19 protein-coding genes and 1 riboswitch are annotated in these 19,839 nt (G+C 72.1%); of the genes, 7 read left to right on the top strand and 12 right to left on the bottom strand.

The features are described 5' to 3' along the window. Positions 1-36: 36 nt before the first annotated feature. The 7 genes from VE614_RS23620 to VE614_RS23590 form a co-directional block, all read right to left on the bottom strand. Positions 37-489, bottom strand: a complete 453-nt coding sequence (locus VE614_RS23620; protein ID WP_324940646.1) for a PH domain-containing protein — start codon at positions 487-489, stop codon at positions 37-39. A gap of 14 nt (positions 490-503) precedes the next feature. Next, complete coding sequence (gene hisG / locus VE614_RS23615; protein WP_324940643.1) at positions 504-1,352, bottom strand: ATP phosphoribosyltransferase; 849 nt, start codon at positions 1,350-1,352, stop codon at positions 504-506. 54 nt (positions 1,353-1,406) lie between these two features. Next, complete coding sequence (locus tag VE614_RS23610) at positions 1,407-1,679, bottom strand: phosphoribosyl-ATP diphosphatase (protein ID WP_189785148.1); 273 nt, start codon at positions 1,677-1,679, stop codon at positions 1,407-1,409. A gap of 33 nt (positions 1,680-1,712) precedes the next feature. Continuing rightward, the gene (ribH, locus tag VE614_RS23605; RefSeq protein ID WP_086171095.1) at positions 1,713-2,198 is read right to left on the bottom strand and encodes a 6,7-dimethyl-8-ribityllumazine synthase; all 486 of its coding nucleotides are present in this window, start codon (positions 2,196-2,198) and stop codon (positions 1,713-1,715) included. Positions 2,199-2,259: 61 nt separating this feature from the next. Then, entirely contained in the window at positions 2,260-3,561 is a 1,302-nt protein-coding gene (locus tag VE614_RS23600; RefSeq protein WP_324940634.1) for a bifunctional 3,4-dihydroxy-2-butanone-4-phosphate synthase/GTP cyclohydrolase II, read from the bottom strand. Beyond that, complete coding sequence (locus VE614_RS23595) at positions 3,558-4,199, bottom strand: nicotinamide mononucleotide transporter family protein (RefSeq protein ID WP_324940631.1); 642 nt, start codon at positions 4,197-4,199, stop codon at positions 3,558-3,560. Before VE614_RS23595 ends, VE614_RS23600 begins: the two co-directional genes overlap by 4 nt. Beyond that, positions 4,196-4,798 carry a riboflavin synthase gene (locus VE614_RS23590; RefSeq protein WP_324940628.1) on the bottom strand — a complete coding sequence of 201 codons (603 nt, stop codon included), beginning with the start codon at positions 4,796-4,798 and terminating at the stop codon, positions 4,196-4,198. The genes VE614_RS23595 and VE614_RS23590 overlap by 4 nt, the downstream gene beginning before the upstream one ends. 175 nt (positions 4,799-4,973) lie before the next feature. Continuing rightward, positions 4,974-5,104, bottom strand: a riboswitch (FMN riboswitch). A gap of 233 nt (positions 5,105-5,337) precedes the next feature. Here VE614_RS23590 and VE614_RS23585 point away from each other — a divergent pair. The 3 genes from VE614_RS23585 (at position 5,338) to VE614_RS23575 (ending at position 9,595) form a co-directional block, all read left to right on the top strand. Continuing rightward, complete coding sequence (locus VE614_RS23585) at positions 5,338-7,689, top strand: chitinase C-terminal domain-containing protein (RefSeq protein ID WP_324940626.1); 2,352 nt, start codon at positions 5,338-5,340, stop codon at positions 7,687-7,689. Positions 7,690-7,798: 109 nt separating this feature from the next. Beyond that, positions 7,799-8,734 carry an RNA polymerase sigma-70 factor gene (locus tag VE614_RS23580; RefSeq protein WP_324940621.1) on the top strand — a complete coding sequence of 312 codons (936 nt, stop codon included), beginning with the start codon at positions 7,799-7,801 and terminating at the stop codon, positions 8,732-8,734. 93 nt (positions 8,735-8,827) lie between these two features. Further along, a complete protein-coding gene (locus VE614_RS23575) occupies positions 8,828-9,595 on the top strand; it encodes an SDR family oxidoreductase (protein ID WP_324940618.1) in 768 nt (255 codons plus the stop codon). Positions 9,596-9,604: 9 nt separating this feature from the next. On the opposite strand, the gene VE614_RS23570 is transcribed toward VE614_RS23575, so the two are convergent. Continuing rightward, entirely contained in the window at positions 9,605-10,975 is a 1,371-nt protein-coding gene (locus VE614_RS23570; protein WP_324940615.1) for an ROK family transcriptional regulator, read from the bottom strand. Positions 10,976-11,119: 144 nt separating this feature from the next. Between VE614_RS23570 and VE614_RS23565 the strand changes: the two genes are divergently transcribed. After that, positions 11,120-12,331: an MFS transporter gene (locus tag VE614_RS23565; protein ID WP_324940613.1), complete on the top strand. Its 1,212-nt coding sequence runs from the start codon at positions 11,120-11,122 to the stop codon at positions 12,329-12,331. On the opposite strand, the gene VE614_RS23560 is transcribed toward VE614_RS23565, so the two are convergent. Further along, complete coding sequence (locus VE614_RS23560) at positions 12,291-12,749, bottom strand: acyl-CoA thioesterase (RefSeq protein WP_324940610.1); 459 nt, start codon at positions 12,747-12,749, stop codon at positions 12,291-12,293. The two genes, VE614_RS23565 and VE614_RS23560, sit on opposite strands and share 41 nt — an antisense overlap. 127 nt (positions 12,750-12,876) lie before the next feature. Here VE614_RS23560 and VE614_RS23555 point away from each other — a divergent pair, with 127 nt between their 5' ends. Continuing rightward, a complete protein-coding gene (locus tag VE614_RS23555; RefSeq protein WP_324940608.1) occupies positions 12,877-14,268 on the top strand; it encodes a uracil-xanthine permease family protein in 1,392 nt (463 codons plus the stop codon). A 24-nt stretch (positions 14,269-14,292) separates the two neighbouring features. Here VE614_RS23555 and VE614_RS23550 read toward each other — a convergent pair whose 3' ends face one another. After that, on the bottom strand, positions 14,293-15,435 hold the full coding sequence (locus VE614_RS23550; protein WP_324940819.1) for a glycoside hydrolase family 6 protein: 1,143 nt from the start codon (positions 15,433-15,435) through the stop codon (positions 14,293-14,295). Between the two features lie 203 nt (positions 15,436-15,638). Here VE614_RS23550 and VE614_RS23545 point away from each other — a divergent pair, with 203 nt between their 5' ends. Next, the gene (locus tag VE614_RS23545; RefSeq protein WP_324940606.1) at positions 15,639-16,325 is read left to right on the top strand and encodes a DUF5995 family protein; all 687 of its coding nucleotides are present in this window, start codon (positions 15,639-15,641) and stop codon (positions 16,323-16,325) included. An 80-nt stretch (positions 16,326-16,405) separates the two neighbouring features. Here the strand turns inward: VE614_RS23545 and VE614_RS23540 are convergent, their stop codons facing one another. Together VE614_RS23540 and VE614_RS23535 are read right to left on the bottom strand one after the other, a co-directional pair. After that, positions 16,406-18,103, bottom strand: coding sequence for an NAD(P)/FAD-dependent oxidoreductase (locus VE614_RS23540; RefSeq protein ID WP_324940603.1), 1,698 nt, complete (start codon positions 18,101-18,103; stop codon positions 16,406-16,408). A 51-nt stretch (positions 18,104-18,154) separates the two neighbouring features. Beyond that, complete coding sequence (locus tag VE614_RS23535; protein ID WP_324940601.1) at positions 18,155-18,943, bottom strand: carbon-nitrogen hydrolase family protein; 789 nt, start codon at positions 18,941-18,943, stop codon at positions 18,155-18,157. A gap of 307 nt (positions 18,944-19,250) precedes the next feature. Here VE614_RS23535 and VE614_RS23530 point away from each other — a divergent pair, with 307 nt between their 5' ends. After that, entirely contained in the window at positions 19,251-19,793 is a 543-nt protein-coding gene (locus tag VE614_RS23530) for a Repetin (RefSeq protein ID WP_324940598.1), read from the top strand. Positions 19,794-19,839 lie beyond the last annotated feature (46 nt).

Here is a 19,839-nt window from a genome sequence, read left to right as displayed (position 1 = left end):
CGCGTGGCAGGGTGAGTGCCCCGGACGTGCCCCGAGTCAGCCCTGATGTTCCCCGGTCCGGGCCTCCACCAGGGCCCTCAGGGTGCGGGCCTGGGCGATGGCCTGCTCCTTGGCGATGCCCGGCTGGATGCCGATGGCGGGCAGGCTGGTGCCGTCGCTGAGGTCGAGGAACGCCCAGGGGTCGCCGACCCGCAGGTTCACCTGGACGATCTCCGCCCACTCCAGCCGGCGGACGCTGCCGAAGTTGACCACCGTCACGCCGGACTCCTCGGCGACGACCTTGGGGCGCGCCAGCCGCAACAGCACCCAGGCCAGCAGGGCGGCGGTGAAGACGAAGCTCAGCTTCTCGGCCGGGCTGAGGCGCTCCAGCAGCAGCGCGACCAGCGACACCGTGACGAAGATCGCGGCGGCGGCGGTGAGCAGGACGGCCCGGGTCCGGGTGGGCCGGAAGGTGACCGGAAGCTCGGGGAGAGGTGCGGGTTCCGACATGGTGCGCCGCCTTCTCAGAGCCGGCAGGCGTGGATGGCCGTCGTCAGGATGGCCCGCGCCCCGATGGAGTACAGGTCGTCCATGATCCGCTGGGCGTCCTTGGCGGGCACCATGGCGCGGACGGCGACCCAGCCCTCGTTGTGCAGCGGCGAGATGGTCGGCGACTCCAGGCCCGGGGTGAGGGCGACGGCCTTCTCCAGCTGCTCGACCCGGCAGTCGTAGTCCATCATCACGTATGTCCGGGCGACCAGGACGCCCTGGAGGCGGCGCAGGAACTGCTGCACCTTGGGCTCCTCGGCGTCGGCCCCGGTGCGGCGGACGACGATCGCCTCGGACTTCATGATCGGCTCGCCGAAGACCTCCAGGCCCGCGTTGCGCAGGCTGGTGCCGGTCTCCACCACGTCGGCGATGACCTCGGCGACGCCCAGCTCGATCGCGGTCTCGACGGCGCCGTCCAGGTGGACGACGGAGGCGTCGATGCCGTGGTCGGCGAGGTGCTTGGCGACGATCCCCTCGTAGGAGGTGGCGACCGTCCGGCCCTTGAGGTCCGCGACGCCGTCGGCGGTGCCCGGCTTGGCGGCGTAGCGGAAGGTGGAGCGGGCGAAGCCGAGCGGCAGGATCTCCTCGGCGTTGGCGCCGGAGTCGATCAGCAGGTCGCGGCCGGTGATGCCGATGTCGAGGCGGCCGGACGAGACGTAGATCGCGATGTCACGGGGGCGGAGGTAGAAGAACTCGACCTCGTTCTCCGGGTCGACGATCCGCAGCTCCTTGGACTCGCGGCGCTGCTGGTAGCCGGCCTCATGCAGCATCTCCGCCGCAGGGCCGGAGAGTGAACCCTTGTTGGGAACGGCGATGCGCAGCATGAGGTCGGCTTCCTTTGTGTGAAGGGGGTTTCTACGGCGGTGACGGCGGGCGGTTTACAGGTGGGCGTAGACGTCGTCCAGGGAGATCCCGCGGGCGACCATCATCACCTGGACGTGGTACAGCAGCTGCGAGATCTCCTCGGCGGCCGCCTCCTTGCCCTCGTACTCGGCGGCCATCCAGACCTCGGCGGCCTCCTCGACGACCTTCTTGCCGATGGCATGGACGCCCTTCTCGACCAGCTCTGCGGTGCGGGAAGTGGCGGGGTCGCCGTGGGCGGCCTTCTGCTGGAGCTCGGTGAAGAGCTCCTCGAACGTCTTCTTGGACATGGTGGTCCCACCCTAGCCGTTGTGCCGGTCGGCCTACCGCCAGGGTTCGGATACTGAACGCAGGGTGGCCGCCGTGGCGACCGCCGCGGTGACCGCCTCGTGTCCCTTGTCCTCGCTGGAGCCCTCCAGGCCTGCCCGGTCCAGGGCCTGCTCCTCGTTGTCGCAGGTGAGCAGCCCGAAGCCGACGGGGACGCCGGTGTCGACGGAGACCTGGGTGAGGCCCTGGGTGACACCCTGGCAGACGTAGTCGAAGTGGGGGGTGCCGCCGCGGATGACGACGCCGAGGGCCACGATCGCGTCGTAACCGCGCCCGGCGAGCACCTTGGCGACGACCGGAAGCTCCCAGCTGCCGGGGACCCGCAGCAGGGTCGGCTCGTCGATGCCCAGGTCGTGCAGGGCGCGCAGGGCGCCGTCCACCAGGCCGTCCATCACCTTCTCGTGCCACTGCGCCGCGACGACGGCGACCCGCAGGTCACCCACATTGCGTACGGACAGCTCCGGTGCGCCCTTGCCGCTCACGTTCTCGCCTCTCCTCGGTTCCGGTCTTCGGTCTTCGGTCTTCGGTCTTTGCCGGGGTCGTCTACTGGTCGCCGCAGGTGGCCGCGGAGGCCGGCACCGCGGGGCCGTCCAGCCAGGGCAGGTCGTGGCCCATCCGGTCCCGCTTGGTGCGCAGGTAGCGCAGGTTGTGCTCGCCCGCGGTGACGGGCATCGGCTCGCGTTCGACGACCTCGATGCCGTGGCGGGCGAGGGCGTCGGACTTCTCCGGATTGTTGGTCATCAGACGGACGCTGCGCACGCCGAGGTCCGTCAGGATCTGCGCGCCGGCGCCGTAGTCGCGGGCGTCGGCGGGCAGGCCCAGCTCCAGGTTGGCGTCGAGGGTGTCGCGCCCGCGCTCCTGGAGCTCGTAGGCCCGCAGCTTGGACAGCAGTCCGATGCCGCGGCCCTCGTGGCCGCGCAGGTAGACCACCACGCCCCGGCCCGCGGCCCGGATGCGCTCCAGGGAGGCCTCCAGCTGGGGGCCGCAGTCACAGCGCAGGGAGTGGAAGACATCGCCGGTGAGGCATTCGGAGTGCATCCGGACCAGGAGGTCCGTGCCGTCGCCGATCTCGCCGTGGACGAGGGCGACGTGCTCGACACCGTCGACGGTGGAGCGATAGCCGTACGCGGTGAACGTGCCGTGCCGGGTCGGCAGGTGGACCTCGGCCTCACGGCGGACGGTCGGCTCCGCGCTGCGGCGGTAGGCGATCAGGTCCTCGATGGAGATGATGGTCAGGCCGTGCTTGCGGGCGAACGGGATCAGCTCGGGCAGCCGCAGCATCTGGCCGTCCTCGCCGGCGATCTCCACGATGGCACCGGCCGGGCGCAGTCCCGCGAGCCGGGCGAGGTCGACGGCGGCCTCGGTGTGGCCGTTGCGGGTGAGGACACCGCCGGGCTGGGCGCGCAGCGGGAAGATGTGGCCGGGGCGGACGAAGTCGGACGGCTCGGCCGTGCCGCCGGCCAGCAGCTGGAGGGTGGTGGCGCGGTCGGCGGCCGAGATGCCCGTGGTGACGCCGTGCGCGCCGGAGGCGTCGACGGAGATGGTGAACGCGGTCTTCATCGACTCGGTGTTGTCCGCGACCATCTGCGGGAGCTGGAGCCGGTCCAGTTCGTCGCCCTCCATGGGGGCGCAGATCAGGCCGCGGCACTCGCTCATCATGAACGCGACGATCTCAGGGGTGGCCTTCTCGGCCGCGATGACGAGGTCGCCCTCGTTCTCCCGGTCCTCGTCGTCGACGACCACGACCGGGCGGCCGGCCGCGATGTCGGCGATGGCCTGTTCGATCGGATCGAGGGCGAGGTCCTCGATGCCGTCGGTGCCGTGGAGCAGGGGGGCCGTGGTCATGCCGGGGCTCCTTCCAGGACGGGCTGCCCCGACCGGCGGGAGCGCAGCCACCAGTCACGCAGGCCCCACAGGACGAGCGCGCCGTAGATGACGTAGACGAAGCCGGAGAAGGCGTAGCCGTTGGCGAAGTTGAGGGGCACGCCGACCAGGTCGACGAGCAGCCAGGCGAACCAGAACTCGACCATGCCGCGCGCCTGGGCGTACATGGCGACGATGGTGCCGACGAAGATGTAGGCGTCCGGCCAGGGGTCCCAGGACAGGCTGGGGTTGGCCTTGAAGAGCAGCGCGACGGCGACCGTGCCGAGGGTGGCGGCGCCGAGCATCGCGGCGCGCTCGCCCCAGGTGGCGAACCGCACGGTGATCTGGCCGTCGCCCGAACGGCCCTTGCCGCGGCTCCACTGCCACCAGCCCCAGAGGGCGACGACCACCACGACGACCTGCTTGCCGGCACTGCCGGTGAGGTGGCCGTAGAAGGCCGCGAAGAGGATGACGCCGGAGAGGAACTGCACCGGCCAGGTCCACAGGGAGCGCCGCCAGCCGAGGGCGAGGGCGGCCAGGCCGAATATGTTGCCGACCATGTCCGACCAGAGGATGCGCTGGCCGAAGAGGGTGAACGCCTCGGAGTTGAGCCAGTTCACTGCGCGGCCCCCCGGGTGCCGAGCAGCCGCTCGACGTACTTGGCGATGACGTCCACTTCCAGGTTGACCGGGTCGCCGGGCTGCTTGATGCCGAGCGTGGTCAGGGCGAGGGTGGTCGGGATGAGGCTGACGGTGAAGCAGTCGGGCCCGGCCTCGACGACGGTGAGGCTGATGCCGTCGACGGTGATGGAGCCCTTCTCGACGACATAGCGGGCGAGGTCGGCGGGGAGGGAGATCTTCACGATCTCCCAGTGCTCGGAGGGGGTGCGCTCCAGGACGGAGCCGGTGCCGTCGACGTGGCCCTGCACGATGTGGCCGCCGAGACGTGCGCCGACGGCGGTGGGCCGTTCGAGGTTGACACGGGAGCCGACGGCGAGGGCGCCCAGGCTGGAGCGCTTGAGGGTCTCGGCCATGACGTCGGCGGTGAACTCGTCGCCCTCGTGGTCGACGACCGTCAGGCAGACACCGTTGACGGCGATGGAGTCGCCGTGCTTCGCGTCCTGTGTGACGACGGGGCCGCGCAGGCGGAAGCGACAGGCGTCGTCGAGGTTCTCGACGGCGGTGACCTCGCCCAGCTCTTCGACGATTCCGGTGAACACTTCCCGGGTCCTCCTGCCTCTTCGGGCACGGACTCCGGGGCTGTCGATGACGACAGAAAGTACGGGCGAGGACACCGGGAGCGACACCGACGGGAACCGCCCCGCGCGGGGACGACTCCGAAACCCGTCCCCGAGGGGACGAGCCGATACGGCGACACGCACACATGCCTGCCCGCCGCGCACTGCCTCCCATCCGGACTTTAACCGTCGGTCCAGGAATTTCACCTGGTCAACCGGTCGCTGGAGGCGACCGGGTCGCGGACTGTAACCGCCGGTTCGGACTTTCACCGACCCCGGAGTGCGCTGCTTCTGGTACAGGGCCAGTGTGCCACGCCTGATCGGCGTCCATGCGGGCGGGCGGTGTGGGGTGACTCACAGCGCGTCCGCGAGGGCTCACGGGCTGTCCGCAAAGGGCCGCCGGGGCGTCAACGCCCCTGCGGCCGCCCACCCTTGAGACCCTCGGGATTGGTCCATACCTATTGACGCTCTGGTCTAGTCCTCTCTACTGTCTGCGCAACTTCCGTGGAGAGGAACCGACTGTGCTGTCCCCCTCGCCTCACCGGGCCAGACCCGCCCTGCTCGCGGCCGCCGGGGCCGTCGCGGGTCTGCTGCTCGCCGGCCTCCCGGCGACCGTCTCGCACGCCGCCGACCAGGAGTCCTGCCGCCCCGACGGCCTCTACAAGACCCCCGGTGCCGACGTCCCGTACTGCTCGGTCTACGACACCGAGGGCCGGGAGAAGATGGGTGCCGACCACCAGCGCCGGGTGATCGGCTACTTCACCGGCTGGCGCACCGGCAAGGACGGCACGCCCGCTTATCTCGCCTCCGACATCCCCTGGGACAAGGTCACCCACCTCAACTACGCCTTCGCCCACATCGACGGCAGCAACAAGATCTCCGTCGGCACGGACGGCCCGGCGAACCCCGCCACCGGCATGACCTGGCCCGGGGCCGGCGGCGCGGAGATGGACCCGGCGCTGCCCTACAAGGGCCACTTCAACCTGCTGAACAAGTTCAAGAAGCGGCACCCGGACGTCAAGACGCTGATCTCGGTGGGCGGCTGGGCCGAGACCGGCGGCTATTTCGACGACAGCGGCAAGCGGGTGAACACCGGCGGCTTCTACTCGATGGCCACCAACGCCGACGGCTCGGTCAACCAGGCCGGCATCGACACCTTCGCGGACTCCGCGGTCGCCTTCATCCGGAAGTACGGCTTCAACGGCGTCGACATCGACTACGAGTACCCGACCACCATGAAGGACGCGGGGAACCCGCTCGACTGGTCCTTCGCCAACGCCCGGCGGGCCGGCCTGGTCAAGGGCTACGCGGCGCTGATGAAGACCCTGCGGGAGAAGCTGGACCGCGCGGGCGCGACGGACGGCAAGCACTATCTGCTGTCGGTCGCGGCCCCCTCCTCCGGCTACCTGCTGCGCGGCATGGAGACCTTCCAGGTCCAGAAGTACCTGGACTACGTCAACATCATGTCGTACGACCTGCACGGCGCCTGGAACGAGTACGTCGGCCCGAACGCCTCCCTCTTCGACGACGGCAAGGACGCCGAGCTGGCGGCCGCCAACGTCTACGGCAGCCAGCAGTACGGCGGCATCGGCTACCTCAACACCGACTGGGCGTACCACTACTTCCGCGGGTCCATGCCGGCCGGCCGCATCAACATCGGCCTGCCGTACTACACGCGCGGCCACAAGAACGTCCAGGGCGGCACGGACGGCCTGTGGGGCAGGGCCGCGGCGACCGCCTGCCCGGCCGGATCCGGGCTGACCAAGTGCGGTGACGGCGCGGTCGGCATCGACAACCTGTGGCACGACAAGGACGACAACGGCAAGGAGTCCCCGGCCGGTTCGAACCCGATGTGGCACGCCAAGAACCTGGAGAAGGGCATCGTCGGGGACTACGTGACGCAGTACGGCTTCCCCGCCGGCACCAAGCTGACCGGCACGTACACCCGCAAGTACGACTCCACCCTGGTCGCGCCGTGGCTGTGGAACCCCGAGAAGAAGGTCTTCCTCTCCACCGAGGACGAGCAGTCGGTGGCCGCCAAGGCGGACTACGTCGTGGACCGCGGCATCGGCGGCACGATGGTCTGGGAGCTGGCGGGCGACTACGCGTGGAACGCGGCCAAGGGCCAGTACGTGCCGGGCTCCACGCTGACCTCGCTGATGTACGAGAAGTTCAAGTCGGCCTCCCCCTACGGCGCGAAGGTCTCCAACAAGGCGCTGCCGACCAAGGCCGTCGACATCGGTGTGGAGTTCGGTGAGTTCAAGCTCGGTGACTCCAACTACCCGATCACCCCCAAGGTGAAGATCACCAACAACACGAGGACCACCCTGCCGGGCGGCACGGAGTTCCAGTTCGACTACTCCACCGCGGCCCCCGGCAACGCCTCCGACCAGTCGGGCTTCGGCACCAAGGTGATCAGCAGCGACCACACCGGGAACAACGTGGGCGGACTGAAGGGCGACTTCCACCGGGTCTCGCTGAAGCTGCCGGCCTGGCAGTCGCTGGCGCCCGGCGCGTCCGTGGAGCTGTCCTTCAACTACTACCTGCCGGTGTCCACCCCGTGGAACTGGACGGTGAACATCGCCGGCACGACGTACGCGCTCGCCGGGAACCTGGCGCGCGGCACGACGCCGGTGGAGCCGGGCGCGGGCACCTCGCCCGCACCGGACCCGACCGACCCCGCCCCCACCCCCACGCCGAGCCCGACGCCCGGCGCGTGCACCGCGCCCGCGTGGAAGGCGACGTCGGAGTACGGCGGTGGTTCGAGCGTGTCCCACAAGGGGCACTCGTGGAAGGCCAAGTGGTGGACGAAGGGCGAGGAACCCGGCACCACCGGCGAATGGGGGGTCTGGCAGGACCTGGGCGCCTGCTGACCCCGGACGGACCGGCCCGGCGGCGGTGACGACGGCCCTTGCCCGCCGCCGGGTCTCACCACCCCACCCCTCACCCTGCCGGAGCACGAACTCTGGCAGGGTGATGCGTATGACCGGCCCGACCGCAGACGGCACCCCGGACGGCGTCCCCGACGCCACCGCGGACGGCCCCGCCGACGAGTTCCAGCGCCACCGTCCCCGGCTGTTCGGCCTCGCCTACCGCCTGCTGGGCTCCGCCCACGAGGCCGAGGACGCCGTCCAGGACGCCTACCTGCGGTTCAGCGGCGCCGACCGCGCCGCGATCGCGTATCCGGGGGCCTGGCTCGCCAAGGTCGTCACCCATCTCTGCCTCAACCGGCTGACCTCGGCCCGGGCCCGGCGCGAACAGTACGTCGGACCCTGGCTGCCGGAGCCCGTGATCACCTCCGACGGCACGCTCGGCCCCCTCGAATCGGCCGAACAGCGGGACGCCGTGTCCCTGGCGATGCTGGTGCTGCTGGAACGGCTCACCCCGGCCGAACGCGCGGTGTACGTGCTGCGCGAGGCGTTCGGGTACGGACACCGGGAGATCGCCGAAGTGCTGGACCTCAACGAGGCCAACTGCCGTCAGCTCTACCGGCGGGCGGTGCGACGGGTGGGCGAACCCGGCTCCCGGTTCGAGCCGTCGAGCGAGCGGCGGGAGGAACTGGTCGCCTCCTTCGTCGCGGCGGCCCGGGACGGTGATCTGGCCCGCCTGGAGAAGCTGCTCGCGGCCGATGTCACCTGGTCCAGCGACGGCGGCGGCAAGGTCCGTGCGGCCCGGCGTCCGGTCGAAGGGCGCGACAAGGTGGGCCGGCTGGTCGCGGGCGGCCTGGAGCGGTTCGCGGCCGGCCTGGAGTACACGGCGGTCGAGGTCAACGGTGAGCGCGGGCTGGCCGCCTGGGCGGGCGACACGCTCGCCGGTGTGGTCGCCTTCGAGCTGCGGGACGGGCTGATCGCGCATGTGCGGATCGTGCTGAACCCGGACAAGCTGGGCTTCGTACGCCGTCAGCTCACCCGGTCGTAGCGGGGCGCTGTCACATTCGGGGGCGGGTGACCGGTCTCCGTTGCGGAGGGCGCTCCGATCGGGAGCGCCCCGTGTCCGAAGGGGCTGAACAGCATGACCACGATCCTGGTGACCGGCGGCACCGGAACCCTCGGCCGGCTCGTCACGCGGCGGCTGCGGGCGGACGGGCACGAGGTGCGGGTGCTCAGCCGGCACGCGCAGCCGTACGCCGTCGATCTGCGGACCGGCGGCAGCGGTCTGGACGCGGCCGTCACGGGCGTGGACACGATCGTGCACTGCGCGACCAGTCCGCGCGGCGGGGACGAGCAGGCGGCCGGGCTGCTGATCGAGGCGGCGCGACGGGCCGGGGTGGGACACCTGGCGTACATCTCCATCGTCGGCATCGACCGGGTGCCGCTCGGCTACTACCGGACCAAGCTCGCCGTGGAGCGGCGGATCGAGGAGTCGGGGCTCGGCTGGACCGTGCTGCGGACGACCCAGTTCCACGACCTGCTGGTGCAGCTCTTCCAGGCGCTCGCCAAGCCGCCGGTGATGGTCCTGCCGGCCGGGGTGGCGGACCAGCCGATCGAGGTGGCCGAGGTCGCCGCCCGGCTGGCGGAGCTGGCGCTCGGCGGACCCGTGGGGCGGGTCGAGGACATGGGCGGGCCGCAGGTGCGCTCGCTGGAGTCGCTGGCCCGGGCGTATCTGACGGCGACGGGACGCCGTCGGCCGGTGTTGCGGGTGCCGCTGGGGGGCGCGGCGTACCGCGCCTTCCGCGCGGGTCACCATCTCACCCCGGGCCTGGCCGTGGGCAAGGGCACGTTCGAGGAGTATCTGGCGGCGCGGTCCGGGGTTCTCGGGGATGCCCACCCTGGGCGATAGGACTTCCGGTCATCTCTCCGGCGGCGCGAACAGCTCGTCCTGGGCGCGGTCCCGCGCGGTCAGCAGCGCGCCGCGCAGCACCGCGCCGCCGCCCAGGGCGCTGGGCCGCACCTCGACGGCCAGCGGCGACATCCGCCGGATCCGCGCCTCCACCCGCGCGGCGAGCGCCGCTCCCCCGGCCTGCCCCACCTCACCGCCCAGCACCACACACCCGGGATCCAGAACGGCCACGACGGAGGCCACCCCGACGGCGAGCCGGTCGGCGAGGGCGTCCAGAAAACGGCTCTCCGCGGACGAGCCGACGCCGACCCCCTCGGAGCCGTCGCCCGCACTCCCCCGCGACAGCCCGTCCCCCGGGTCCGCGCCACACGGCAACTCCCCGTTCACCGTCCCCGCACCGCGCCGCGCCGCCCCTGCGCCGGACGGCGCCTCCGTGCCGCCGGAGGCCGCCCGTACCGCCGCCCCCACCAACTCCGCCGCCCGAGGTCCCGCCCCGGCCCGGGGTGCGCTCACCCCGTACTCCTCGGCCAGCCGTTCGATCGCCGTCGCGCCCGCCAGGGAGTGGAAGCCTCCCTCGCAGTCGGTGGCCGAGGGCAGCCCGGTCGTGCCCGGGACGGGGAGGAAGCCGATCTCGCCGGTGCCGCCGGAGGCCCCGCGGCGCAGCCGGCCGTCGAGGATCACCGCCGCGCCGGTGCCGTGGCCGAGCCAGAGCAGGACGAAGGTGTCACGGTCGCGGGCGGCGCCGTCGCGCTGTTCGGCGAGGGCCGCGAGGTTGGTCTCGTTCTCGACGATGACGCGAGCCCCGGGCAGCCGCTCCGCCAGCGCCGCGACCAGGCGCCGGTGCCAGGCGGGCAGGCCCGTGGAGTCGCGCAGGTCGCCGGTCACGGGGTCGATGAGTCCGGGCGCGCCGATCCCGACGGTGTGCAGCCGCCCCCACGCGCGAACGCCCTCGCGCGGGGGCGCCCCCGTCGCGCCGGCCTCCTTGGCGGTCCGTTCGACGAGGGCGACCGCCTGCTCCACCGCGGGCCCGGTGCCGGTGTCGTCGCCGATCGGCGCGGACGCCTCGGCGAGCACCCGCCCGAGCAGGTCGGAGACGACCACGGAGACGCCCTCGGTGCGCACGTCGAGCGCGGCGAGGTGGGCCCGGTCGGCGACGATGCCGTAGAGCTTGGCGTTGGGCCCGCGGCGCTGCTCCCCCGCCTCGCCGACCACGGCGATGAGCCCGGCGGCGGTGAGGCGTTCGACGAGGTCGGCGACGGTCGGCCGGGAGAGCCCGGTCAGCTGCTTCAGCTGCCCCGCCGTCAGCGGTCCTTCCTCCTGGAGGAGCCGCAGGGCGAGCCGGTCGTTGATGGCTCGGGCGGTGCTCGGGGATGCGGGCATGCCGGGATCCTCCCAGACAGGCGGGGCCGCACTGCGGGCGGCGGGGAATACTCCCTATCCATCAGGAAGGGTCCCTGATAGTTTACGGGCCGCAATGTGACAGGGCGAGCACGGGGTGACAGCCACCCGGGGAGGGGCCGGAGAATGAGCGAAGTGGTCTACGAGCAACGCGTCGTACGACGGGCCCGGTACGCCGTGGCCGCCGTGTTCACCGTGCACGGCGCGGTCACCGGCTCCTTCGCGACCCGTGTCCCCTGGATCCAGGACCACGCCGGGGTCAGCGCGGGCCAGCTGGGCCTCGCCCTCGCCTTCCCGGCGCTCGGCGCGTCCGTCGCGATGCCGCTCGCGGGCTGGTTCAGCCACCGCTTCGGCGCCCGTACGGCACTGCGCGGACTGCTGGCGCTGTGGACGCTGTCGCTGATCCTGCCCGCCCTGGCGCCGAACCTGGCCACGCTCTGTCTGGCCCTGTTCGTCTACGGCGCGACGGCGGGCATGTCGGACGTGGCGATGAACGCCCTCGGCGTGGAGGTGGAGAACCGCCTCGGCCGGTCGATCATGTCCGGTCTGCACGGCATGTGGAGCGCGGGCGCGCTGATCGGCTCGGCGGGCGGCACCCTCGCCGCGCACCTCGGCGCCGACGCCCGGCTGCACCACGCGCTGGCGGCCGGTGCGCTGACCGTGGTGGGCGCGGTGGCCTGCTCCTGGGTGCTGGACCTCCAGCCCGCCGAGGACGAGGAGCCGCCGCCCCGGTTCGCGCTGCCACCGCGCTCGGCGCTGCTGATCGGCGCGGTCGGGTTCTGCGCGGTGTTCGCGGAGGGCGCGAGCCTGGACTGGTCGGCGGTCTACCTGGAGGACGAGCTGGGCAGCTCGGCCGGTCTGGCGGCGGCCTGCACCACCGGGTTCACGTTCACCATGGCGGTCGCCCGGATCGCGGGCGACAAGGTGGTGGACCGTTTCGGCGCCGTGCGCACGGTCCGCTGGGGCGGGGTGCTGGCCGCGCTCGGCGGTCTGCTGATCGTGCTCGCCGGGCATCCGGCGGTGGCGATGACGGGGTTCGCGCTGATGGGGCTCGGCATCGCCGTGGTGGTCCCGCTGTGCTTCGCGGCGGCGGGCCGCAGCGGCCCCAACCCCAGCCAGGCCATCGCGGGTGTCGCGACCATCACGTACACCTCGGGGCTGGTCGCCCCGAGCGCGATCGGCGGCCTCGCCCAGGCGACCAGCCTGGTGGTGTCGTTCGTCCTGGTCGCCGTGTTGTCCAGCGGGCTGGCCGTCTTCGCGGGCGTGCTGCGGGCCGGTGAGCGGGACCGCCCGAAGGTCAGCCGGCCGGACGCAGCAGTTCCCGGCCCGCGGCCCTGAACCGCTCGCCCCACGGCGCCGGGCGCAGGGTGGCGGCGTCCAGCCGCACCAGCACCCGGCTGCCGTGCGCGTACGTCGTCGCTCCGTCGGCCGAGCAGAACCGGAAGCCGTAGGTCAGGCTCGTGGTGCCGAGCCGCTCCAGCCACAGATGGACGGCGTAGGCGCCGGGCCGGGTCACGGGTGCCTCGTAGCCGATCCGCAGTTCCCTGACCGCGTTGCAGACGTCGCCGGCCGCCGCCCAGTCGCCCTCGAAGCGGAAGCCGTGCTCCTGCCACAGCTCGGCCCAGGCCCGCTCCACCAGCAGCGGATAGCGGGCGTTGTGCAGCAGGCCGAGCGCGTCCAGGTCGTCGAAGTGGACGGTGACGGGCATGAGCCGGCCGTACGAGAGGGCGGGGGCGATCGGGGCTTCGGCGGTCACGGACGGTGCTCCTGACACGGACACGAGGTGGAACGTTCGACCACCCATCCTAAGCGGACGCTCAGCACCCTCTCCGGGCAGGGACAATGGTCGGCGGCACCCGCACGTACGACGAAAGCGAAACCCCATGGATCTCGGCGTCCGCTGGAAACTGCACGGCGACGGACGCACCCCGGCCCCAGGAGCCGTCGTCCGCCCCGACGAACGGCTCTCCTGGCCCCGTACGGCGGGACTCGGCGCCCAGCACGTGGTGGCCATGTTCGGCGCGTCCTTCGTGGCCCCGGTGCTCATGGGTCTCGACCCCAACCTCGCGATCATGATGTCCGGCGTCGCGACGATCGTGTTCCTGCTCGCCACCCGCGGCCGGGTGCCCAGCTACCTCGGCTGCTCGCTGTCCTTCGTGGGCGTCGCCGCCGTCATCCGCGCCCAGGGCGGCACCAGCGCCACGGTGACCGGCGCGGTGCTGGTCGTCGGCGTCGCGCTCTTCCTGGTGGGGCTCGCGGTGCAGCGGTTCGGGGCCCGGATCATCCACGCGGCCATGCCGCCGATCGTCACCGGCGCGGTCGTGATGCTGATCGGCTTCAACCTGGCCCCGGTCACCGCCTCCACCTACTGGCCGCAGGACCAGTGGACGGCCCTGCTGGTGATGCTGTTCACCGGTCTGGCCGTGGTCTGCCTGCGCGGCTTCTGGTCCCGGATCGCGATCTTCCTCGGCCTGGTCTTCGGATACGGCGTCTCCTGGGTCCTCGACCTGGCCCTCGGGAAGATCCACTCGGTGGACGGCAGCGGCAAGGTCACCGACCACTGGCGTCTCGACCTCTCCGCGGTCGGCCAGGCCGACTGGTTCGGCCTGCCCTCCTTCCACGGCCCGTCCTTCGAGTGGTCGGCGATCCTCGTCGCGCTGCCCGTCGTGATCGCCCTGGTCGCGGAGAACGCCGGGCACGTCAAGGCGGTCGGCGAGATGACCGGCGACCCACTGGACGACAAGCTGGGCACGGCGATCTCCGCCGACGGCGTCGGCTCCATGCTCTCCACCGCGGTCGGCGGCCCGCCCACCACCACCTACTCCGAGAACATCGGCGTGATGGCCGCGACCCGCGTCTACTCCACGGCCGCCTACTGGGCCGCCGCGGCCTTCGCTCTGCTCTTCGGCCTGTGCCCCAAGTTCGGCGCGGTCGTGGCCGCCATCCCGGGCGGGGTCCTCGGCGGCATCACGGTCATCCTGTACGGCATGATCGGCCTGCTCGGCGCGCAGATCTGGATCAACGCCAAGGTGGACCTGCGCAATCCGCTGAACCTGGTGCCGGCCGCGGCCGGCATCATCATCGGCGTCGGCAACGTCTCCATGCAGATCACCGACACCTTCTCCCTCAGCGGCATCGCGCTGGGCACGATCGTCGTCATCACCGGCTACCACGCGCTGCGCGCCTTCGCCCCCGCCCACCTCAAGACGCAGGAGCCACTGCTCGACGAGGGCACGTCCAGCTACGACGAGGACGCTCAGCGCGCCGATTCCTAGGCGGACGTCCCCCGGTGCACGCTCTCAGCGCGCCAGGTCGTAGGCGTACGACGGGGTGAAGGTGCCCGGCGCTCCCTTGCAGCCGTCCGACTCGCCCGGCAGCTTCACCCAGAGATAGGCGTCGACGCGCTCCTCGCCGGTGCTCAGGGTCGGGGCCCGGCCGAGCTTGCGGCCCGCCGGGTCGCACCACTGGCCGCCGGCGGGGGCGCCGTTGCCGTTGCGGCTGGTGTCGATGACCGCGCCGAGACCCGCCGGGCCGCCGAGCGCGTCGAGGACCCGCCGGTCGTAGGCGATCTCGTCGGCCGTGCGGTGGAAGTTGGAGACATTGCTGAAGACGCCGTCGGAGGAGGCGGCCGAGGCGGCGCCCGCCTGCCGCAGCAGTTCCGCCTGCTTCGCGGCCGGGTGCCAGCCGGAGTGGCCCGCGTCGTAGTAGACGCGCGCCTTGGGGTTGGCGGCCTTGAGCACCCGGCCCGCGCGGGCCAGCGAGGCGAACCGGTCGGCGCGGTCGCCGGCCGGGAGGCAGTCGGCCTGGGCGACCGAGTCGGGCTCCAGGATGACGATCACCTCGCCCGAGCCCAGTCCGGCGGCGAACCGGTCGATCCACGCGTCGTAGGCGGCGAGGTCGGGCGCGCCGCCCTGGGAGTGGCCGCCGCAGTCACGGTCCGGGACGGCGTACGGCACGACGACGGGCACCCGGCCCTCGGCGGCGGCGGCGGAGGTGACGGCCGCGACCCGGGAGGTGATCGTCGCGGGCGAGTGGTCGGCGAACCACACCGCGGCGGGCTGGTCCGCTATGCGTTCGCGGATGACGTCGCGGCGCGGGTCGTCGGGGTTGCCGCGCACCCAGTCCAGCACCCGGGAGCCGGGGTGCCGGTAGAGGCGGGCGGAGACGGGGGCGCTCCGCCCGGCGGGCTCGGTGCGGCTGGGCGTCGGGGCGACCGGCTCCCGCCGCGTCGGCGAGGGACTCGGCGGGGCCGAGAACGAGGGCGAGGCGGAGACGGACGGAGTCGCCGGCACCGGCGACGGAGCCGGAGGGAGCCGGTCCGGCCGGGGCGGCCGGGTCGTCTCGGCGGTTCTCGCCTCGTCCACGGCCGGACGGTCGTCGTACACGGAGATCATCCCGGTCACGGCGCCGACCGCGACCACCACCGAGGCCGCCGCCACCATCGCGGTGCGCCGGACGGCACGCCTGCGCGCGGCCCTGCGCTCGGCCAGGCGCCGGGCACGTGTGCCTGCCACCTACCGCTCCCCCCTCGTGTCGCCGTCTCCCCCACGGCTCACTCTCCCGTGCGACGGACCCGTTCCCCCGTTCCGGGGAAGCGCCGGGCTCGCCCGCACACCGGCAAGCCTAAGGCTGGGACGCTGCCCCCATGGCGCAGTTGGAACACTTCACCACTCCCGTCGACGCGGTCGTCTCCCGCATGCGCGCCCTCGACGCGTCCCTGCCCCCGCGGGACGGAGTCGCGGTCTTCAACCGCGTCTACCTCGCCGTCACGGAGGCGGTCGACCGGCGGATCGACGCCGGGCGGTTCCCGGACCCGCGGGCCGCGATCACGCTGGACGTGCGGTTCGCGGAGCGGTACCTCGCGGCGGTCGAGGCGGTCGCCGAGGAGCGCCGCCCGCCCGCCTGCTGGCGGCCCCTCTTCCAGTTCCGGCGCCATCCCGGTGTACGTCCGCTGCAGTTCGCGCTGGCGGGCATCAACGCGCACATCGGGCACGATCTGGCGCTCGCCGTGGTGGACGCCTGTCGTACGCTCGACTGCGAACCGGCCGAGCTGGAGGATGAGTTCGACCGCGTGGGCGACCTCCTCGTGACGCTGGAGGAGCGCATCCGCGAGGATCTGATGCCGGGCCCCGATCTGCTCCAGATCGCCGACCCGCTCACCCATCTGCTCGGCGCGTGGAGCCTGGACCGGGCGCGGGACGCGACCTGGGCGGCGGCGCGGGCGCTGTGGGCGATGCGCCGGCTGCCCGACCTCACCGAGGAGTTCGTAGAGCGGCTGGACGCGGCGGTGGGGTTCGCGGGACGCATGATGCTCACTCCGCTGCCGGCCTGAGAGTCCCGGGAAAGAGATGCCGCCGCCCGCCACGCTGGGCGTGGCGGGCGGCGGCAGGGGTGCGGGGTCTCGGTCCCGGGTCAGTCCTCGGGCAGCTCGACCGGAGCGATCTCGTCGTAGACGTCGCCCGGACCGGGGTTGGTCGGGTCGGTGGTGCCGCCGAAGTGGTGCATGACGCCCCAGACCGCGTTCAGCGCGGTCTGCACGGCGCCCTCGGCCCAGCCCGCCGTCCAGGAGATGTCGTCGCCCGCGAGGAAGATGCCCCGCTTGTCCTCGGGCAGCCGGTCCTGCATGAAGTGGGTGAACAGGCGCCGCTGGTAGCGGTAGTGGCCGGGCAGGTTGGCCTTGAACGCGCCCATGAAGTAGGGCTCGTTCTCCCAGGACACCGTCACCGGGTTGCCGATGATGTGCTTGCGGATGTCGACCTTCGGGTAGATCTCGCCGAGCGACTTCAGCATGACCTCCATCCGCTCGTTCGCGGACAGCGGCAGCCACTTCAGGCTGTCGTCGCACCAGGTGTAGGAGAGGCAGATGACGGCGGGCTTGTCGGGGCCGTCGTCGAGCAGGTAGGTGCCGCGGGTCATGCGGTCGGTGAGCGTCATCGACATGACATCCCGGCCGGTCTCCTCGTCCTTGTCCAGCCAGAACGGCCGGTCGACGGGCACGAAGAGCTTGCTGGACTCCATGTAGTGGGTGCGCTCGATGGCGGTCCAGTGGTCGATCGGGAAGAGCGAGTCGTCACACTGGATCTTCGACAGCAGCATCCAGGACTGGGCGGTGAAGATCGCCGCCCGGTAGGTGCGGATGTCGCCGTTCGCGTCCGTCACGGTGATGTGGTTGCCCGCGGTGCGGTTCAGGCGGGTCACGGCCGGGCGCGGCTGTCCGCCGTCGTGCAGCTTGGCGAGCGAGGTGCCGTACGCCCAGTGGACGATCTTCTCCGGCTCGCGCTCCCACAGGCGCAGCGGCAGCTGCTGGGAGCCGCCGACGATGCCGCGGTGGTGGTCGTCGGCCTCGGTGTAGACGACCCGCAGGATCTCCAGGATGGAGTTGGGGAAGTCGGTGTCCCAGCCGCCGGTGCCGAAGCCGACCTGGCCGAAGATCTCGCGGTGCCGGAAGGACTTGAAGGCCTCCGAGTCGCAGAGGAAGCCGTAGAAGGTCTGGTTGTCGAGCTTCTCGACGAGCTTGGCCCAGATCTCCCGGATGCGCGGCACGTCCCGCTCGCGCATGGCCCGGTTCATGTCGGAGAAGTCGGCGCCCTCCTCCAGGCACTTGTTCCACGCCTGGGCGACGTCCCGGTAGACCTGCGGCAGGTCGTCGATGGTCTCCGCGTAGTGCGACTCGCCCTTGAGGTCGACGACGGTCGACGGGGTGGCCTCCGCGAGCGGGTTGGGGAACGGCTTGGTCTCCAGGCCGACCAGGTCGATGTAGTGCTGGAGGGCGGTGGAGGACGGCGGGAAGCGCATCGCGCCCATCTCGGCGGTCAGGGACTCGTCGCAGCCCTCGAAGCCGACGGTGCGCAGCCGGCCGCCGATCTGGTCGGCCTCGTAGACGACGGGCTTGAGGCCCATCTTCATCAGCTCGTACGCGGCCACGATGCCGGACAGACCGCCGCCGATGACCGCGACCTCCGTGCCGAGCTCGGTCGCGGGGACCTGACCGAGCCCCGCCGGGTGGGCGAGGAAGTCGTCGTACGCGTAGGGGAAGTCCGGGCCGAACATGGTGATCGGCGGCTGCTGCTCGTCGGTGTGTTCGACGGCGTTGGGCACCGTGGACGTCATGGGGTACGGACTCCTTGCACAGAAACGGGGGGGACGAGCGGGGTGGGGAGGTCAGACGAGGGAGCCGTAGAGGCCGGGGCGCCGGTCCTTCAGATACGGGTTGCCCTCGCGGGAGGCGGCGAGGAAGGCGGGGTCCACGTCGGCGAGGACGAGTTCCTCGGCGCGGCCGGCCCGGGTGCGGGCGATGCCGTCGGGTCCGGCGAGGGTGGAGAGCCCGACGAACTCGAACTCGTCCTCGGCGCCGACCCGGTTGACGTACGCGACGTACATCTGGTTCTCGAAGGCGCGCACCGGGACCAGGTGCTCGGCGACGAACTGGAACGGGTGCATCTGGGCCGTCGGCACCAGCAGCAGATCGGTGCCCGCCAGGGCGTGGGCCCGGACGTTCTCCGGGAACTCCACGTCGTAGCAGATCATCAGGCCGATCCGCAGGCCGTTCAGCTCGGCCTGGACCACCGGCTGCTCGCCCGGCGTGAAGTGGTCGCGCTCGAAGCAGCCGAAGAGGTGGGTCTTGCGGTAGTTGGCCAGGCGGGTGCCGTCGGCGGAGATCAGCTGGGCGGAGTTGTACACCGTCTCGCCGTCGCGCTCCGGGTAACCGTACGCGATCGCCAGCCCGTGCCGCGCGGCCAGCTCGGCGATCGCGTCGGCCGCGTCGCCGTCGGCGGGCTCGGCGAGGCGCGCGATGTCGTCGCCGATGGCGTAACCGGTCAGGAACATCTCCGGCGCGACGATCAGCCCGGCGCCCGCGGCGGCGGCCCGGCCCGCGGCCTCGTCGAGGACCTTCAGGTTCTCGACGGTCGAGCCGGGGCGGCCGGAGCTCTGGAGCAGGGCGATGCGCATGCGTGTTCCTCACCGGGACGGATGGGTGTGGGGGGCCTCATAGACGGTACGAGCGGCGGGCTCGGGCGGACAAGAAGGAGCCGTTGCGCGCGCATGCGCGCTTCGTTGCGTCCGTTCGGGGTCCGGCGGCGATTCGTTGCGCGCTTCGCGACGTACGTCTCCTCCTCCAGGGGGCATAGGGCCGCGCCCGCTTCTCCGCCGGGCGGCGGAGGCCGGGAGCCGCCCTGGGGGCGATGTGGCGGGGGTGCTCCGCGGGAAGAGTGGTGACCGTTCGCTCCACCCGTTCCCACCTGCGGAAAGGCTCCTCATGAAGCATCGTACGAAGATCGCCGCGCTCGGTGTCGCCCTGCTTCTGGCCGGCGGCGCGGCGGCCGGCACCACGGCCGCGAGCGCCGCCGGCGAACCGCGCGAGGCCGCCGCGCTGACCGGCACCGCCAAGCTGTACAGATCGGCCGGGGACGACATCACGTTCACCTTCGACGCCCATCTCGCCGCCGGTGACACCGCCGACCCGACGGCGGCGACCGGCACCTTCTCCTTCAGCCACTACCGCGGCGACTGGGGCGCCTGGGCGAAGGCCGAGGTCGACTGCCTGGTCACGGGCGGCAAGGTGGCGATCGTCTCCGGTGTCATCACCGATTCCGACCTGCCGGGCGCCGAGGGCAAGCGGGTCGGGGTCACGGTGCACGACCTGGGCCGGCACGACCGGCTGGGTTACAGCTGGGCGATGACCGGCAGCCCGGCACAGACGCCGAAGGACCTGCCGAAGTGCGTCAGCTCGGCTCCCTTCGAGAAGGTGAGGAAGGGCACGGGCGACTTCACGGTCGTGCCTTGGCAGCCCCGCCTCTAGGGCCGGACAGGCCCTGACAGCGGCGCGCGGGGCCGCCGACGGGATC

Origin of the sequence: Streptomyces sp., assembly GCF_035645055.1 — a bacterium.
In the GTDB taxonomy this organism is placed as follows: domain Bacteria; phylum Actinomycetota; class Actinomycetes; order Streptomycetales; family Streptomycetaceae; genus Streptomyces.
Note: the sequence above shows the minus strand (reverse complement) of the source record. Positions and strands in the feature narration are given on the sequence as shown.

Excerpts from the sequence above, each read along its gene's own strand:
- VE614_RS23620 (WP_324940646.1), bottom strand. The coding sequence starts at position 489 with ATGTCGGAACCCGCACCTCTCCCCGAGCTTCCGGTCACCTTCCGGCCC.
- hisG (WP_324940643.1), bottom strand. The coding sequence starts at position 1,352 with ATGCTGCGCATCGCCGTTCCCAACAAGGGTTCACTCTCCGGCCCTGCG.
- VE614_RS23610 (WP_189785148.1), bottom strand. The coding sequence starts at position 1,679 with ATGTCCAAGAAGACGTTCGAGGAGCTCTTCACCGAGCTCCAGCAGAAG.
- VE614_RS23600 (WP_324940634.1), bottom strand. The coding sequence starts at position 3,561 with ATGACCACGGCCCCCCTGCTCCACGGCACCGACGGCATCGAGGACCTC.
- VE614_RS23580 (WP_324940621.1), top strand. The coding sequence starts at position 7,799 with ATGACCGGCCCGACCGCAGACGGCACCCCGGACGGCGTCCCCGACGCC.
- VE614_RS23575 (WP_324940618.1), top strand. The coding sequence starts at position 8,828 with ATGACCACGATCCTGGTGACCGGCGGCACCGGAACCCTCGGCCGGCTC.
- VE614_RS23570 (WP_324940615.1), bottom strand. The coding sequence starts at position 10,975 with ATGCCCGCATCCCCGAGCACCGCCCGAGCCATCAACGACCGGCTCGCC.
- VE614_RS23565 (WP_324940613.1), top strand. The coding sequence starts at position 11,120 with ATGAGCGAAGTGGTCTACGAGCAACGCGTCGTACGACGGGCCCGGTAC.
- VE614_RS23555 (WP_324940608.1), top strand. The coding sequence starts at position 12,877 with ATGGATCTCGGCGTCCGCTGGAAACTGCACGGCGACGGACGCACCCCG.
- VE614_RS23550 (WP_324940819.1), bottom strand. The coding sequence starts at position 15,435 with ATGGTGGCGGCGGCCTCGGTGGTGGTCGCGGTCGGCGCCGTGACCGGG.
- VE614_RS23545 (WP_324940606.1), top strand. The coding sequence starts at position 15,639 with ATGGCGCAGTTGGAACACTTCACCACTCCCGTCGACGCGGTCGTCTCC.
- VE614_RS23540 (WP_324940603.1), bottom strand. The coding sequence starts at position 18,103 with ATGACGTCCACGGTGCCCAACGCCGTCGAACACACCGACGAGCAGCAG.
- VE614_RS23535 (WP_324940601.1), bottom strand. The coding sequence starts at position 18,943 with ATGCGCATCGCCCTGCTCCAGAGCTCCGGCCGCCCCGGCTCGACCGTC.
- VE614_RS23530 (WP_324940598.1), top strand. The coding sequence starts at position 19,251 with ATGAAGCATCGTACGAAGATCGCCGCGCTCGGTGTCGCCCTGCTTCTG.